Below are 15,124 nucleotides of genomic sequence, written 5' to 3'. Positions count from 1 at the left end.
CGCTTGTGAAAGGAGGTGATTTGGCTCGTGAATTTTTGAATATCGCCCCGGCGGGAGGGATAAAACCGCGGGGCAGGAGAGGGAGAACTGAACCCCTGACATGAAAAAGCCCCCGATAAACGGGGGCTTGTCATGTTGCGCTGTGGCTTAGAGCGCGGCGATCTCGGCCTGTTGGGCTTCCAGCTTGGTCAGCTGGAGACGGTAATCTTCCAGCTTCTCGCGCTCCTTGGTGATGACCGCTTCCGGCGCCTTGGCGACGAAGGCTTCGTTGCCGAGCTTGCCTTCGATGCGGCCGCACTCGCCCACCAGACGGGCCACCTCTTTGGCCAGACGGGCCAGCTCGGCTTCCTTGTCGATGAGACCGGCCATCGGGATCATCAGCTCGGTGGCACCGATCAGCTTCTTCACCGACAGCGGGGCGGTTTCACCGGCCGCCAGTACGCGGATGGATTCCAGACGGGCCAGCGACTTGAGGAAGGCCTCGTTGTCAGCGGCGCGCTGGGCATCCTTGGCATCGCACTGGAGCAGCACGTTGAGGGGCACGCTCGGGGCCACGTTCATCTCGGCGCGGATGTTGCGGATGCTGACGATGAACTCCTTCACCCACTCCTGATCCGCCATCGCGGCGTCGTCCACCTTGGCGGCGTCGAACTCCGGGAAAGCCTGAATCATGATGGTGTCGGCGTGTACGCCAGCCAGCGGGGCGACCGATTTCCAGATGGTCTCGGTGATGAACGGGATGATCGGGTGTGCCAGGCGCAACAGGTTCTCGAGGACGCTGACGAGGGTGTGGCGGGCAGCGCGCTGCTCGGCCTCGGAGCCCTTGGTCAGTACCGGCTTGGTCAGCTCCAGATACCAGTCACAGAACTGGTTCCAGATAAATTCGTACAACACGCCTGCCGCGATGTCGAAGCGGTAGGTATCGAGGGCGGTGCGGAAGTCACGGATGGCCACTTGCAGCTGGGACTGGATCCAGCGATCCGCCAGGCTGAACTGCATCTCGCCACCATTCCCTTGCGAAGAGAAGCCGCAATCCTGATCTTCGGTGTTCATCAGCACATAGCGGGAGGCGTTCCACAGCTTGTTGCAGAAGTTGTTGTAGCCGTCCAGGCGTTTCATGTCCCAGTTGATGTCACGACCGGTAGAGGCCAGCGCTGCCAGCGTGAAGCGCAGGGCGTCGGTACCGTGGGCATCGATCCCTTCCGGGAACTGCTTGGCGGTACGCTTGGCGATCTTCTCGGCCATCTGCGGCTGCATCATGTTGCCGGTGCGCTTCTCCAGCAGATCTTCCAGCGATATGCCGTCGATCATGTCGAGCGGGTCCAGCACGTTGCCCTTGGACTTGGACATCTTCTGGCCCTCTTCGTCACGGATAAGACCGGTGATGTAGACGGTCTTGAACGGGACTTGCGGCTGGCCGTTTTCGTCCTTGATGAAGTGCATGGTCATCATGATCATCCGGGCAATCCAGAAGAAGATGATGTCGAAGCCGCTCATCAGCACGTCGGTCGGGTGGAAGGTCTTGAGTGCCTCGGTGTTGTTCGGCCAGCCCAGGGTGGAGAAGGTCCACAGGGCGGAGCTGAACCAGGTGTCGAGCACGTCTTCGTCCTGACGCAGTACGGTTACGGCCGGGATGCTGTGCTTGGCGCGCACTTCCTCTTCGTTGCGGCCCACGTAGACGTTGCCGGCATCGTCATACCAAGCCGGGATGCGGTGACCCCACCACAGCTGACGGGAGACGCACCAGTCCTGAATGTCGCGCATCCAGGAGAAGTACATGTTTTCGTACTGCTTCGGCACGAACTGGATGCGGCCATCTTCCACCGCCTCGATGGCGGTCTTGGCCATGGGGGCCACGCGCACGTACCACTGGTCGGTCAGCATGGGCTCGATGGGCACGCCGCCGCGATCGCCGTAAGGCTGTTGCAGCACGTGATCCTTGATCTCGGCCAGGAGGCCCAGCTCGTCCAGCTTGGCGACGATGGCCTTGCGGGCGGCGAAGCGCTCCATCCCGGCGAACTCGGTCGGCAGGGCGGCGTCATAGGCGGTGCTGGGATTGCCATTGGTATCGACCACTTCGGCCTCGGCACGCACGTGGGCGTCCAGGGTGAAGATGTTGATCATCGGCAGGTTGTGGCGCTTGCCCACTTCGTTGTCGTTGAAGTCGTGGGCCGGGGTGATTTTCACGCAGCCGGTGCCCTTCTCCATGTCGGCATGTTCGTCGGCGACGATGGGGATCAGACGATTCACCAGCGGCAGCAGGATGTGCTGGCCGATCAGCGCCTTGTAGCGGGGGTCTTCCGGGTTCACGGCCACGGCGGTATCACCCAGCATGGTTTCCGGGCGGGTGGTGGCGACGATCAGGTGATCCTGGCCTTCGGCGGTCTTGGCGCCGTTGGCCAGCGGGTAGCGAAGGTGCCACATGTGGCCCTTGATCTCGCGGTTTTCCACTTCCAGGTCGGAGATGGCGGTGTTGAGCTTGGGATCCCAGTTCACCAGACGCTTGCCGCGGTACATCAGGCCATCTTCGTAGAGACGGACGAACACTTCCTGCACGGCGGCGGAGAGGCCCTCATCCATGGTGAAGCGCTCGCGCTCCCAGTCCACGGAGTCACCCAGACGGCGCATCTGACGGGTGATGGTGCCGCCGGACTCTTCCTTCCACTGCCAGATCTTGTCGATGAAGGCTTCCCGGCCGTAATCGTGGCGGGTCTTGCCCTCTTCTGCGGCGATCTTGCGCTCAACCACCATCTGGGTGGCGATACCGGCGTGGTCGGTACCCGCCTGCCACAGGGTGTTCTTGCCCTGCATGCGGTTGTAGCGGATCAGGGTATCCATCAGGGTTTGCTGGAAGGCGTGACCCATGTGCAGGCTGCCGGTGACGTTCGGCGGCGGGATCATGATGCAGAAGGAATCTTTGCTGGTGTCGCCGTGGGGCTTGAAGTAGCCCTGGGCTTCCCAGTGCTGGTAGAGCGCCTGTTCGATGGCGTTGTGATTAAAAGTCTTTTCCATGGTCTCGCCGTATTCTGGATGGATGGATTCTGGTGTTGATTCGTCGTGGATCGAGGGTGGCACAGTCAGGGCTGCGCCGGATCCGGTGCGGCAAGGACGGGCTGATCCCTCATCTCGAGGGTATGGCCCGCCTGGCGATAGTGCTTGTAGCGCTCGCGGGCTTGCTGCTTTTGCGTTTCGTCAGTGGGGACAAAATCTACCACTTGAGCGAAGTGTCCTGCAAACAAAGGTGTCTGCCGGGCCAGGTTGATGAGGCAGGCATAGCGCCGCCGTGGCGGCTGATGGCCTATCTCCACCGGGGCCTGACCGCTCTCCCCCTGCAACTGGTGCGGCACGAAGCGATCGGGCGGCAACTGCCACAACAGCTCGTCCAGACGCAGGGCCTGGGCCTCGTCCTCGCACAGCAGATAGAGGTGACCTGCGCTCCAGCCATCGGCCGCAAGCTGGCAGGCGAGGCGCTCGACGGCGGAGGCATCCGCATCATCGGGCAGGCTCATCAGGTAAAAGGTCACTTGGCTCATCAGGTCGGTCCCGTTTGGCTGTGACGGACAGCGATTGGCCGTCTTCGGGAGCCGCGTCTGGCACGGACTTCCCGGATTCTCTCAATGAAACAAGGAAGAGGCAGGCCTCTTCCTTGTGATACAGGGTAACGCCTTCTCGCATCGCTCTTCGAGTCGATGGGGAAGGGGATCACTCCTTGTCTTCGACGTCCGCCACGCCGGCCCGGTTGAGCAGGAACTGGGTCAGCAGGGGCACAGGACGGCCGGTGGAGCCCTTCTCCTTGCCGCTCTTCCAGGCGGTCCCTGCGATATCCAGGTGGGCCCAGTTGTATTTCTTGGTGAAGCGCGACAGGAAGGCAGCGGCGGTGATGGTACCGGCCGGACGGCCACCGATGTTGGCCATGTCGGCGAACGGGCTTTCCAGCTGCTCCTGATACTCGTCGAACAGGGGCAGGCGCCAAGCGCGATCGCCGGCCTGTTCGGAGGCGTTGAGCAACTCGTGGGCCAGGGGGTTGTGGTTCGCCAAGAGGCCAGAGGTATGGTGGCCCAGGGCGATGATGCAGGCACCGGTCAGGGTCGCCACATCGATCACGGTCTCGGGATCGTAGCGGTCCACATAGGTCAGGGCATCGCACAACACCAGGCGGCCTTCGGCGTCGGTGTTGAGCACCTCGACGGTCTGGCCGGACATGGTAGTGAGGATGTCACCGGGGCGGTAGGCGTTGCCCCCCGGCATGTTCTCGCAGCCCGCCAGCACGCCGATGACGTTGATGGGCAACTGCAACTGGGCCAGGGCGTGCATGGTGCCGAGCACGGAGGCGGCGCCACCCATGTCGTACTTCATCTCGTCCATGCCGTCTGCCGGCTTGATGGAGATGCCGCCGGAGTCGAAGGTCAGCCCCTTGCCCACCAGCACGATGGGCTTGGCGTCGGCGTTGCCCTTGTATTCGATGATGGCCATCATGGCTTCGTTCTCGGAACCACGGGCCACTGCCAGGTAGGAGTTCATGCCGAGCTCGGCCATCTCCTGCTCCCCCACCACCCTGGTGGTGATGTTGTCATAGGCATCCGCCAGACGGCGGGCCTGGGAGGCGAGGTAGGCGGGATTGCAGACGTTGGGCGGCATGTTCGCCACGTCGCGGCAGATGCGCACCCCTTTCGCCACGGCCAGGCCGTGGTTGATGGCGCGCTCGCCTATGGTCAGTTCCCGACGCGTCGGCACGTTGAAGACCAGCTTGCGCAACGGACGGCGCGGTTCGGCCTTGTTGGTCTTGAACTGATCGAAGCTGTAGAGGCCCGCCTTGGTGGTTTCCACCGCCTGACGCACCTTCCAATAGGTATCCCGACCCTTGACGTGCAGCTCGGTCAGGAAGCAGACCGCTTCCATGGAGCCGGTTTCGTTCAGGGTGGTGATGGTCTTGTTGATGATCTGCTTGTACTGGCGCTCGTCGAGTTCGCGCTCCTTGCCGCACCCGACCAGCAGTACGCGCTCGCTGAGCACGCCCGGTACTTGATGCAGCAGCAGCATCTGGCCCGGTTTCCCTTCCAGGTCGCCACGGCGCAGCAGCGAGCTGAGGTAGCCGTCGCTGATCTTGTCCAGCTGTTCGGCAACCGGAGAGAGGCGGCGGGGCTCAAAAACGCCGACCACGACGCAGGCGCTGCGCTGCTTCTCAGGACTGCCACTCTTTACACTGAACTCCATGGAATCTCCTACATCCTAAAGACAAAAGGCACCATTTATTGAATAATGCGGTGCTTGTTGGGGTATCAGAGGCGGAGCGAACAGTCACAGGCTCCGCAGTTCAAACTGGTAAAAATCCAATATAGGGCCCTATTTTTCAGGCATTCGACTAAAAACACAAGTTTACTTGGGAATGACTGTGATCGTTTTCCGATATTTGTTCAGGGAGACCCTGAAAACCCAGCTGGCGGTGCTGTTCGTGCTGCTGCTTATCTTCGTCAGCCAGCAATTTATCCAGATCATTGGCGATGCCGCCGATGGTGAGGTGCCGACGCGCCTGGTATCCACCCTCCTGCTGCTCAACCTGCCGAATATGGCGTTGTTGATGCTGCCTATCAGTCTGTTTTTAGCCATTCTGTTTGCTCACGGCCGTTTGTACGCGGAAAGCGAGATGACGGTGATGCACGCGGTGGGTTTCAGTCACCGTTTCATCATGGGCAGCGCCCTGGTGCTGGCCTTGCTGACCGCCGCCGTCGCGGCGTTCAATACCGGCTGGGTCGCCCCCCAGGCCAAGGAGCGGGAGTACCAGGTGATCGACGAGTTCAAGGCCGATCCCGGTATCTCTTTCCTGCAGGCCGGTCGCTTCATGGAGCTCGACAAGGGGCGCCTGGTGGCCTACATCCAGGATCTGAACGACAAGGGGTCGGAGTTGCAGAAAATCTTCGTGCTGCAACGGGCCGAGGGGGGCTCACCCCCGTCAGTGGTGGTGGCCAACGAGGGGCAGGTGACCGCCGACAGCAACGGCTTGCAGTGGTTGACCCTGAAGGATGGCTCGCGCTACGAGGGGCATTTCACCGGCAAGCAGTTCCAGGTCTCGGAGTTTCGTGAATACAGCCTGGTGATCCGCCAGCAGGAGATGGAGCGATCCAACCGCAAGGCGGCGGCCAAGCCGACCCTGGCATTGCTCGGCACCCAGGACAACCAGCTGATGGCCGAATTGCAGTGGCGCCTGTCGCTGCCCCTCTCCATCCTGGTGCTCACCTTCCTGGTGGTGCCGATGGCGCGGGTCAATCCCCGTCAAGGGCGTTACGCCAAGCTGCTGCCGGCCATCCTGCTCTATCTCTCCTATTTCCTGCTGCTCAGCGCCGCCCGGTCGGCCATCGACAGCGGGCGTCTGCCCCACTGGCCCGGGATGTTCCTGGTGCCCCTGGTCTATCTGCTGCTGATAGGGTTGCCTCTCAACCTGCAGGGCACCAGCTGGTGGAACGGGGTCAAAGGGCAATTGTTCAAGAGAAAGTCAGCGTGATGCTGCAACCTGGGAGTCTCTGCTGATGTTCGGCATTCTCGATAGATACATAGGCAGGGTCATCTTCATGTCGATCCTGCTGTGCGAGCTGACCCTGGTCGGGCTCGCCGCGCTCATCAAGTACGTGGAGCAGTTGAAGGCGGTCGGGGAAGGCAACTACGACATGCTCAACGCCCTCTACTACGTGCTGCTCTCCATGCCCAAGGAGGCGGTGCTCTTCTTCCCCCTGGCTGCCCTGCTCGGTGGCCTCATCGGTCTGGGCCAGCTCGCGACCAGCTCCGAGCTGGTGGTGATGCAGGCGGCGGGACGCTCCAAGATCAGCATCGTCATGGCGGCGCTCAAGACCGCCATTCCCCTGATGCTGCTGGTGGGGCTGATGGGAGAGTACGTCGCACCGGCCGCCAAGCGGATGGCGGATGACATCAAGGCGGGGGCCATGTCGGAAGGGCGGCTTACGGTCTCGGCCTACGGGGTCTGGGCACGGGATGGCAACAACTTCGTCAACATCAACGGGGTGCGCAACGATGGCGCCCTGACCGGCATCACCCTCTACCGCTTCACTCCGTCCCGCAACCTGATCGACGTGGTGCAGGCGAAGGAGGGGGTGTTCGAGGATCACCACTGGCTGCTGAAACAGGTGCACATCACCCGGTTTGACGATCCCACCCGGATCCAGGACGAAGAGCATGCCCAGATGGCCTGGCAATCCGAGCTGACCCCCAAGCAGCTCGGGGTGGTCAGCATCGATCCCGAGAACCTGCCCATCTCGGGGCTGCGGGACTACATCGGTTATCTGGATGCTAACAAGCAGGATGCCGGACGCTACAAGCTGGAGATGTGGCGCAAGCTGCTCTCACCGCTCTCCGTGGTGGCCATGATACTGCTCGCCTCCTCCTTCATCTTCGGTCCGCTGCGCTCGGTGAGCATGGGGGCGCGGATGCTGATGGGGATCATGACCGGCTTCGCGGTCTATGTGAGCGACAGGGTGTTCGGCCCGGTCAGCCTGGTCTATGCGGTCCCGCCCATCCTCGCGGCCATCGCACCCAGCCTGCTGTTTGGCGGCATCTCCTTCTATATCCTGAGCCGCAAGCAGTAGCGGCCTGAAGGACGGCGGGTTGCTGACAAAAGGCGGCCATTGCTCTCGATGCACCGTTTCCGTCAAGGTTCTGGGCTGCAAGCCGTCAGTTCTGGTCAACAAAAAGGGCACCTCGGGGTGCCCTTTTTCGTTGCCGTCTTGGGATCAGCGATTGAGCTGCTCCAGGTTTTCCGTCTTGCCAAGCACCACCACCTCGCACTCGGCCCAGATGTCCTGGAAGGCGCGGGGGCGGGCGCGATTGAACACACACAGCAGGTTGCCCAGGCCAAAGGCCGAGGTAGCGAGCCGGATCAGGGCCTGGGTGACGCGAATGTTGCTGCCGTCCAGGTTCTGGATGCGCAGGCGCCAGGCCCGCATGCCGATGGTCTGGCCGGCGCGGACCCAGAACCAGGTGTAGAAACCGCAGATGACGAAGGCCAGCCAGGCGCTGTAGAGGGGGCTGGTGAGCAGCCAGGCGGCATCCTTGCCCTCGGGGACGTGCGCCATGCCGGTGGCCAGCAGCAGGTGGGCCACCCCCATGCCGATGAAGCCGGCGATGATCAGCAGGGCAATCACCACCAGATAGTCATAGAGCAGGGCGCCGAGACGGCGCAGCAGACCGGCGGACGGATGCCGGGGAGCAGGCTGGAGAGGGGTGGGGGTCTTGCGCTTGGCCATGATGATTATTCCATTAATATGATGCGGGCATTCTATGTAACTGGCCTGGCATCGGCAAGGCGTTGAATAAATGAGCAAACAACGGTGGGGGCAAGAAAAACACCTTGCATGGCCAAGCGCCATTCGTATAATCCCTCGCAGCTGCCCGGGTGGCGAAATCGGTAGACGCAGCGGATTCAAAATCCGCCGTAGCAATACGTGTCGGTTCGAGTCCGACCCCGGGCACCATCAGATTCCATGACAAAAGGCCATCCTCGCGGATGGCCTTTTGTTTTTCCGGGCGGTGCGAAGAGGTGTACCCTCAGACCCTCAGACCCTCAGACCCTCAGACCCTCAGACCCTCAGACCCTCAGACCCTCAGACCCTCAGACCCTCAGACCCTCAGACCCTCAGACCCTCAGACCTTCAGACCTTCAGACCCACAGGCTCTCGGGCCATCAGCCTCTCGGACTGCCATCCCCTCAGTCGATGTTCTGCGCGATGCGCCACAGCACGCCTGAGGGGTCGTACAGACAGAACTCCTTCATGCGCCACGGCTGGGTGACGAGCTCCGTGACCCGGACGCCGTAGCGGGCGGCGATCTGGCTCGCCTCCACTTGGGCCCGCCAGGCGGCCACGTCCTCCACCAGGAGGTGCATCATGAGCTGCTCGGCCAGCCCCGGGGGGTTGCCATCCTGCAGCAGGAAGCTTGCGTTGCCGAGATGAAAATAGGCCACGCCGTCGCCATCGGAGGCCAGGGTAAAGCCGAGATCCTGATAGAACTGCTTTGACAGCGTGAAATCCCGGGCAGGCACGAAGGCCTTGATTTCGGTCACGTTGAGATTGGGCATGGGCTCCTCGCGGCGCTGGGAACAGGGGAAGATGGCTTGCCAGTATGACCGGGCATTTCGGGGCAGGCTAGACGAATGGCGCGCGTTTGCACTCTTAAAGTGCTTGTGCCCCTCGGGTGGGGGGATATTGGCCGTCAGCCTCATTTGATTTCACCATGGTATGGCCCATTTCATTTATTTCATAAATACCTTAGCGGGATAGATAAGCCTGCCAGGGTGACATCACCAGGGGTTCGCCCCGTCATTGTGAGGCGATTGGGTCATCCTGGTGCATTTTCCCGGCAATGCACAGCCAAAGTGCGATTTTCCCCCTGTAACCGGGCATCGTGCGCCAAGATGGTGCGTGTTGAATGTGATAAAAACATAACGCCATGAAATAAAAGGATTATTTTTCTTGGCCTGCTTTATGCTTTCCCCATGTCATGTCGCCATGATGTCTCCGTGAGCCACACAGGTGCGGTGGGCAGGTGGCCAGGTTGGAAATGCATATCAGGAAATGGACCCGGATGCCGGGACGACAAGGAGAGGGCTGTATGTTCAAGAGACTCGTAATGACTGGCCTGCTGGCGCTGGCCGCCACCATGGCCGCCCCGGGCTGGGCCGAAGAGGTGGCCGCGCAGGCCGATGTGGTACAGGCGGCCGCGACCGTGACCATCAACAAGGGGGACAATACCTGGCTGATGGTGGCGGCGGCCCTGGTGATCCTGATGTCCGTGCCGGGCCTCGCCCTCTTCTACGGCGGCCTGGTGCGCGCCAAGAACATGCTGAGTGTGCTGATGCAGGTGTTCACCCTGTTCTGCCTCATCACCGTCCTCTGGGTGGTCTACGGCTACTCCCTGGCCTTCACCGAGGGCGGCGCCTTCTACGGTTCCTTCGACAAGGTGCTGCTGATGGGGGTGACGCCGGATTCCATCGCCGCCACCTTCAGCAAGGGGGTCGGGATCAGCGAGTTCATCTACGTGGTGTTCCAGGGCGCCTTTGCCGCCATCACCTGCGGGCTCATCGTCGGCGGCTTTGCCGAGCGGATGAAGTTCTCGGCGGTGCTGCTGTTCGCGGTGATCTGGTTCACCTTCGCCTATATCCCGATGGCGCACATGGTGTGGTACTGGGCGGGTCCGGATGCCTACACGGATGCGGCCGCCGCCGAAGCGGCCGGTGCCACCGCAGGCTATCTGTTCCAGCACGGCGCTCTGGACTTCGCCGGCGGCACAGTGGTGCACATCAACGCCGCGGTGGCCGGTCTGGTTGGGGCCTTCATGGTGGGCAAACGGGTTGGCTATGGCCGTGACCCCATGACCCCCCACAGCCTGACCATGACCATGATCGGTGCCGCCTTGCTGTGGTTCGGCTGGTTCGGCTTCAACGCTGGTTCCTCCCTCGAAGCCAACGGCACGGCGGCCCTGGCCTTCGCCAACACCTGGATCGCACCGGCCGCTGCCGCCCTCTCCTGGACCTTCGCCGAGTGGGCGATGAAGGGCCGTCCCTCCCTGCTTGGCGCTGTCTCCGGTGCGGTGGCGGGCCTGGTCGCCATCACCCCTGCCGCCGGTTTCGTCGGTGTGGGGGGCGCCCTCATCATCGGCCTGCTCAGCGGTGTGGCCGGTTTGTGGGGCGTGCACGGTCTCAAGCGTCTGCTGGGGGCCGATGACAGCCTGGACGTGTTCGGCCTGCACGGGGTGTGCGGGATCCTGGGTGCCGTGCTGACTGGGGTGTTCGCCAGCCCGGATCTGGGCGGCACCGGGGTGTGGGACTATGTGACCAACCAGGTGGCCGAGGGGTACTCCATCCTGGCCCAGGTCAAGGTACAGGTCATCGGCGTGGGGGTGACCGTGGTCTGGACCGCCCTGGTCTCGGCCGTGGCCTACAAGCTGGTGGACCTGCTGATCGGTCTGCGGGTGAAGGAAGATGCCGAGCGCGAAGGGCTGGACGTGACCAGCCACGGCGAGAAAGCCTACAGCCATTGATCCTGCTGCCATGAATGTCATACCGCCGGCCCCGTCCGGCGGTTTTTTTATTGGGGCGGACTGGCCAGGCTGCCCGGACCGGGCCGCTGGTGGCCGGGGTCGCTATTTGTGTTTGCGGGGTCTTTTATGCCTGCATTTTGGGCGGATCTCCGCTAAACTCTGCCACCCTTTATTCGGGGTCGCCGGGTCTGCCCCGTCGTCACCCTCTCTTTCATGCCTTCGGAGCCGCTCATGCCGTTAGTGGGACACCAACATCAGATCGATATTCTGGAACTGACCGACAAGGGGGATGGCAAGGGTCGCCTGTTCGATCGCCCCCTGTTTGTCGAGGGTCTGCTGCCCGGTGAGCAGGCGCTGGTCGAGTTGACCGAGGTCAAACCGAACTACCTGCACGGCAAGCTGGTCGAGTTGACCCAGCCCTCTGCCGATCGGGTGGCCGATTTTTGCCCCAACACCGAATGCGGTGGCTGCCAGGTGCGCCCGCTGGCCTATCCGGCCCAGCTTGCCCTCAAGCAGAGCCTGGTGCAGAGCGCACTGGAGCAGGTCGGGCTGGGTGAGGCCGTGGTCAACCCCATCCTCGGCATGGAGACGCCGTTTGCCTACCGCAACAAGGCCCAGTACGCGGTGCGTGGCAGCGAGGCGGGCGCCGAGATCGGCTTCTACCGCAAGCACTCCCATGACCTCATCACCGCCGATGATTGCGCGGTGCAGGATTCGCTGCACGTGGAGCTCAACGCCCGGGTACGCAACTGGATGCGCGAGCACGACATCGCGGCCTATGACGAGGTGGCCCACACCGGCTGCGTGCGCAACCTGATGACCCGCAAGGGCTTCAAGAGCGGCGAGCTGATGGTGGTGCTGGTGACCCTGGGCGAAGCGCTGCCGTTCGAAGCCGAGCTGCTGGCGGCCCTGGCGGATCTGCCGGTCACCACCCTGGTGCAGAACATCAACGAGGTGCGTACCAACCGCATCCTGGGTGACAAGAACCGGGTGCTGCTGGGCAGCGGTGTGATCCGCGACAAGATCCACGAGCTCGAATTCGAGATCTCGCCCCTCTCCTTCTTCCAGAACAACCCGAGCCAGACCGACGTGCTCTACTCCAAGGCGCTGGAGTATTGCGAGCTGACCGGCAGCGAGACGGTGTTCGACATCTATTGCGGCATCGGCACCATCTCCCTGTTCCTGGCAGGCAAGGCCGCCAAGGTGGTGGGGATTGAGTCGGTGGAGAGTGCCATCAGCGACGCCCGTCGCAATGCGGCCCTCAACGGCATCGAGCAGACCGAGTTCCACGTGGGCAAGGCGGAGCAGCTGATGCCTGCCCTGCATGCCGACGGGGTGAGTGCCGACGTGGTGGTGATGGATCCGCCCCGCAAGGGCTGTGACAAGGCGGTATTGCAGACCCTGGTGGCCATGGCGCCGCGCCGGCTGGTCTATGTCTCCTGCAACCCCCAGACCCTGGCCCGGGATCTCGCCTGGCTGGTCAAGCAGGGCTTCGTGCTGGACGAGGTGCAGCCGGTGGACATGTTCCCGCACTCCATGCACGTGGAAGCCGTTGCTCGCCTGAGCCTGTCAGCGAAAGCCTGATCGGGCCGAGGGCGTGGCGTTAGCCAGATGGCTCTGATAGAAACGACTCCTGAGGGAGTCGTTTTTTTATGGTCGTGGTCGGCAGAACCACCAGGCAGGGAGATCGGCGTGATGATTCGTATGGCAGGGGTGGAGGATGCGGCGGTGCTGGATCACTTCTTCGGGCAACTGGACAGGGAGACCCGCTTCATGCTGTATGAAGCGGGAGAGCGCCCCTCGGACATCGAGGGGCAGCGCAGGCGGCTCGAGGCCATGGCCGCAGCCCCCAATCAGGCCATGTGGCTGCTGGAGCTGGCGGGGGAGGTGCAAGGGTTTGCCGCGCTCCTTGGTGGCGGCCTGGCACGCAACCGCCACTGTGCCCTGGTGGTGATGGGGCTGTGTTCGAGGGCGCGCGGGCAGGGATGGGGGGAACGGTTGCTGCGTACCCTGATCGCGACCGCGAGGGATCTCGGTATCCACCGGCTGGAGCTGGGAGTGATGGCCCACAACGAGGTGGCCCACGCCTTGTATCGCAAGTGCGGGTTCGTGGAGGAAGGGGTGAGACGGCAGGCCTATCGGCTGGACGAGGGCTATGTGGACGAGATTTCCATGGGGCTGCTGCTGCCGCTGGACAGGCCATGACGCCGCTGGCCCCGAGATGCTGGTCTGGGGAGTTGGATTGGGGCAAGCTTGTGGGGAAACCATCGAGACAAGGAGGCGCCCATGAAGGGGATATTGCTGCGTTGGCTGGCTCGCTACGATGCCTGGTGCCAGGAGTGGGGACTCACACCGGAGAACCGGCGCTGCTGCGCGCCGGTACGCCATGATGAAGAGGAGAAGCGCCCGGACAAGGGCGACGACCTCACTGGAACTGGCGGGTCACGGCGCCAGTGACGCTGTTGTAGTCGAACGAGAGCCCGTCGGGGTATGCCGGGAAGCGGCCCACGGAGCTGCGCAGGGTATAGCGGCAGTTGTCGTGACGAAGGGCGCCGTCAGCCTGAGCGTCTGCCGGGATGAGCCGGGAGATGTAGTCACTGTCTGAATCCTGGTGCAACTCATCGGCCACCGTCAGATCGGTATCGAGCAGGGCGCCAAACAGGCTCTCGCAGTCGTCCCGGCTGCTGACGGAGATCTGATCGCTGTCGCCACCGGGGAAGACGGTATCGGGCCCCTGACCTCCCTGGTCCTCCTTGGTGCCCACCGGCCAGCCATGGCTGTTGATGTCGAGATCCTGCCTGCCCATGCCGCTAAAGTTGTAGAGTGCCAGGGGCTCCCCCTTAACCTTGACCGCCCAGCCGGCGTGGGCGAGCCGGGCGGCACTGGCAAAGCTGCCCGCCGTGGCCGAGACGCTGCTCTTGAGCCCGTCGTCCTGGATGTTGATGAAGCGGGGCAGGGCGGTCACGGCCAGGATCCCCAGCACGATGATGACCAGCACCAGTTCTATCAGGGTAAAGCCTCGGGAAACGTGTGTTGGCATGGAATGAACCCATTGAGTACGACAGACAGGTAAGCGCGACATGGAATTGATAGACACCCACTGCCACCTCGATTTTCCGGTCTTTGACGCCGATCGGGAGGCGCTGCTGACCCGGTGGCGCCAGCTGGGGGTGGGCGAGTATATCATCCCCGCCGTGGGAGAGGAAAACTGGGGGCGGGTGATGGCGCTGGCCGAGCGCCACGACGACATCCGTTATGGCCTGGGGATCCATCCCTGGTATGTGGGCAAGCAGCCCCGGGATGTACTGACCCGGCTGGAGACCCTGCTGGCGAGTCGGCCCCGTGGGCTGGTGGCCGTGGGGGAGTGCGGGCTGGATCTGCGCTCCCATGTGCCGCAGGAGGGGCAGGTCGAGATGTTCGAGGCGCAGGTGCGGCTGGCCATGGCGCATGCGCTGCCCCTCATCGTCCACTCGGTGCGTGCCAACGACACGGTCGCCAAGATCCTGCGGCGCTTCACTCCGCCACAAGGGGGCGTCATTCACGCCTTCAGCGGCTCCCTGCATCAGGCGGAGGTGTTCTGGCAACTGGGTTTCAGGCTGGGGATCGGGGGGGTCATCAGCTATGAGCGGGCCAACAAGACCCGGGAGGCGATACGCCAGATGCCGCTGGAGGCCTTGCTGCTGGAAACCGACGCTCCCGACATGCCGCTGCAAGGCCAGCAGGGGGAGGTGAACACGCCGGCCAGCCTGCCGACCATAGCCCGCTTGTTGGCACAATTGCGGCAGCAACCGCTGGAGGATGTTATTTCGGTGTTACATGACTCCACCCGGCGGCTGTTCCCCCCGGGAAATCATGAAATTAACATTTGATTATCAAATGATGACCGAGTGATAAAAAACAGGGCCCATAAAAATCGTTTGCGGTCTAATTAAACGATGTTCAGGCCGTTTGTGGCTTATAAAATGTGACCAGTATTCTATTTTGTCGCACCGTAATTAGTATAATGCGCACCCTTGATTAGCGGCTTCAATACACAAATCGTTAACAAGCTGGCAGGTGCTACTAAAGAGGAAGTGTTAAT

The 15,124-nt window shown here is 62.4% G+C and carries 13 protein-coding genes and 1 tRNA gene; 8 read left to right on the top strand and 6 right to left on the bottom strand.

Annotated elements, in window-relative coordinates:
- Positions 1-147: 147 nt before the first annotated feature.
- The 3 genes from HKD46_RS04080 to pepA all read right to left on the bottom strand — a co-directional run bounded on the left by HKD46_RS04080 (position 148) and on the right by pepA (position 5,214).
- Entirely contained in the window at positions 148-3,012 is a 2,865-nt protein-coding gene (locus HKD46_RS04080; protein WP_171864939.1) for a valine--tRNA ligase, read from the bottom strand.
- A gap of 65 nt (positions 3,013-3,077) precedes the next feature.
- Positions 3,078-3,533, bottom strand: a complete 456-nt coding sequence (locus HKD46_RS04075; RefSeq protein ID WP_161470422.1) for a DNA polymerase III subunit chi — start codon at positions 3,531-3,533, stop codon at positions 3,078-3,080.
- A gap of 169 nt (positions 3,534-3,702) precedes the next feature.
- Complete coding sequence (pepA, locus tag HKD46_RS04070; RefSeq protein WP_010672960.1) at positions 3,703-5,214, bottom strand: leucyl aminopeptidase; 1,512 nt, start codon at positions 5,212-5,214, stop codon at positions 3,703-3,705.
- 172 nt (positions 5,215-5,386) lie between these two features.
- On the opposite strand from pepA, the gene lptF reads away from it, so the two are divergent.
- Both lptF and lptG read left to right on the top strand, forming a co-directional pair.
- Positions 5,387-6,499: an LPS export ABC transporter permease LptF gene (lptF, locus tag HKD46_RS04065; RefSeq protein WP_029313726.1), complete on the top strand. Its 1,113-nt coding sequence runs from the start codon at positions 5,387-5,389 to the stop codon at positions 6,497-6,499.
- Between the two features lie 25 nt (positions 6,500-6,524).
- Positions 6,525-7,595 (top strand): LPS export ABC transporter permease LptG, encoded by a 1,071-nt coding sequence (gene lptG / locus HKD46_RS04060; RefSeq protein WP_010672962.1) that lies wholly within the window; start codon positions 6,525-6,527, stop codon positions 7,593-7,595.
- Positions 7,596-7,739: 144 nt separating this feature from the next.
- On the opposite strand, the gene HKD46_RS04055 is transcribed toward lptG, so the two are convergent.
- Positions 7,740-8,252 (bottom strand): RDD family protein, encoded by a 513-nt coding sequence (locus HKD46_RS04055; RefSeq protein WP_162540538.1) that lies wholly within the window; start codon positions 8,250-8,252, stop codon positions 7,740-7,742.
- A gap of 143 nt (positions 8,253-8,395) precedes the next feature.
- On the opposite strand from HKD46_RS04055, the gene HKD46_RS04050 reads away from it, so the two are divergent.
- A tRNA-Leu gene (locus HKD46_RS04050) sits at positions 8,396-8,480 on the top strand.
- A 233-nt stretch (positions 8,481-8,713) separates the two neighbouring features.
- Here the strand turns inward: HKD46_RS04050 and HKD46_RS04045 are convergent.
- Positions 8,714-9,082: a VOC family protein gene (locus HKD46_RS04045; protein ID WP_043154157.1), complete on the bottom strand. Its 369-nt coding sequence runs from the start codon at positions 9,080-9,082 to the stop codon at positions 8,714-8,716.
- Between the two features lie 533 nt (positions 9,083-9,615).
- Here HKD46_RS04045 and amt point away from each other — a divergent pair.
- The 4 genes from amt (at position 9,616) to HKD46_RS04025 (ending at position 13,500) form a co-directional block, all read left to right on the top strand.
- Positions 9,616-11,043 (top strand): ammonium transporter, encoded by a 1,428-nt coding sequence (gene amt / locus HKD46_RS04040; protein WP_010673021.1) that lies wholly within the window; start codon positions 9,616-9,618, stop codon positions 11,041-11,043.
- A gap of 231 nt (positions 11,044-11,274) precedes the next feature.
- Positions 11,275-12,627, top strand: a complete 1,353-nt coding sequence (rlmD, locus tag HKD46_RS04035) for a 23S rRNA (uracil(1939)-C(5))-methyltransferase RlmD (RefSeq protein WP_052816281.1) — start codon at positions 11,275-11,277, stop codon at positions 12,625-12,627.
- 111 nt (positions 12,628-12,738) lie between these two features.
- Positions 12,739-13,248 carry a GNAT family N-acetyltransferase gene (locus HKD46_RS04030; RefSeq protein WP_171864946.1) on the top strand — a complete coding sequence of 170 codons (510 nt, stop codon included), beginning with the start codon at positions 12,739-12,741 and terminating at the stop codon, positions 13,246-13,248.
- Between the two features lie 81 nt (positions 13,249-13,329).
- Positions 13,330-13,500, top strand: coding sequence for a DUF5363 family protein (locus HKD46_RS04025; protein WP_171864938.1), 171 nt, complete (start codon positions 13,330-13,332; stop codon positions 13,498-13,500).
- Here the strand turns inward: HKD46_RS04025 and tppF are convergent.
- Positions 13,469-14,083 carry a type IVa pilus pseudopilin TppF gene (gene tppF, locus HKD46_RS04020; RefSeq protein WP_029313748.1) on the bottom strand — a complete coding sequence of 205 codons (615 nt, stop codon included), beginning with the start codon at positions 14,081-14,083 and terminating at the stop codon, positions 13,469-13,471. The genes HKD46_RS04025 and tppF overlap by 32 nt on opposite strands.
- Before the next feature lie 40 nt (positions 14,084-14,123).
- Here tppF and HKD46_RS04015 point away from each other — a divergent pair, with 40 nt between their 5' ends.
- The gene (locus tag HKD46_RS04015) at positions 14,124-14,912 is read left to right on the top strand and encodes a TatD family hydrolase (protein ID WP_052816277.1); all 789 of its coding nucleotides are present in this window, start codon (positions 14,124-14,126) and stop codon (positions 14,910-14,912) included.
- Positions 14,913-15,124: the final 212 nt, after the last annotated feature.

It is taken from the genome of Aeromonas sp. TW 6 (genome assembly GCF_013168745.1).
Classification (GTDB): domain Bacteria; phylum Pseudomonadota; class Gammaproteobacteria; order Enterobacterales; family Aeromonadaceae; genus Aeromonas; species Aeromonas caviae.
The sequence above is the reverse complement of the archived record's forward strand: the minus strand, read 5'-3'. Positions and strand labels throughout refer to the sequence as shown.

Bases quoted from the DNA above. Each gene is read 5' to 3' on its own strand.
- HKD46_RS04080 (WP_171864939.1), bottom strand. From the start codon at position 3,012: ATGGAAAAGACTTTTAATCACAACGCCATCGAACAGGCGCTCTACCAG.
- HKD46_RS04075 (WP_161470422.1), bottom strand. From the start codon at position 3,533: ATGAGCCAAGTGACCTTTTACCTGATGAGCCTGCCCGATGATGCGGAT.
- pepA (WP_010672960.1), bottom strand. From the start codon at position 5,214: ATGGAGTTCAGTGTAAAGAGTGGCAGTCCTGAGAAGCAGCGCAGCGCC.
- lptF (WP_029313726.1), top strand. From the start codon at position 5,387: ATGACTGTGATCGTTTTCCGATATTTGTTCAGGGAGACCCTGAAAACC.
- lptG (WP_010672962.1), top strand. From the start codon at position 6,525: ATGTTCGGCATTCTCGATAGATACATAGGCAGGGTCATCTTCATGTCG.
- HKD46_RS04055 (WP_162540538.1), bottom strand. From the start codon at position 8,252: ATGGCCAAGCGCAAGACCCCCACCCCTCTCCAGCCTGCTCCCCGGCAT.
- HKD46_RS04045 (WP_043154157.1), bottom strand. From the start codon at position 9,082: ATGCCCAATCTCAACGTGACCGAAATCAAGGCCTTCGTGCCTGCCCGG.
- amt (WP_010673021.1), top strand. From the start codon at position 9,616: ATGTTCAAGAGACTCGTAATGACTGGCCTGCTGGCGCTGGCCGCCACC.
- rlmD (WP_052816281.1), top strand. From the start codon at position 11,275: ATGCCGTTAGTGGGACACCAACATCAGATCGATATTCTGGAACTGACC.
- HKD46_RS04030 (WP_171864946.1), top strand. From the start codon at position 12,739: ATGATTCGTATGGCAGGGGTGGAGGATGCGGCGGTGCTGGATCACTTC.
- HKD46_RS04025 (WP_171864938.1), top strand. From the start codon at position 13,330: ATGAAGGGGATATTGCTGCGTTGGCTGGCTCGCTACGATGCCTGGTGC.
- tppF (WP_029313748.1), bottom strand. From the start codon at position 14,083: ATGCCAACACACGTTTCCCGAGGCTTTACCCTGATAGAACTGGTGCTG.
- HKD46_RS04015 (WP_052816277.1), top strand. From the start codon at position 14,124: ATGGAATTGATAGACACCCACTGCCACCTCGATTTTCCGGTCTTTGAC.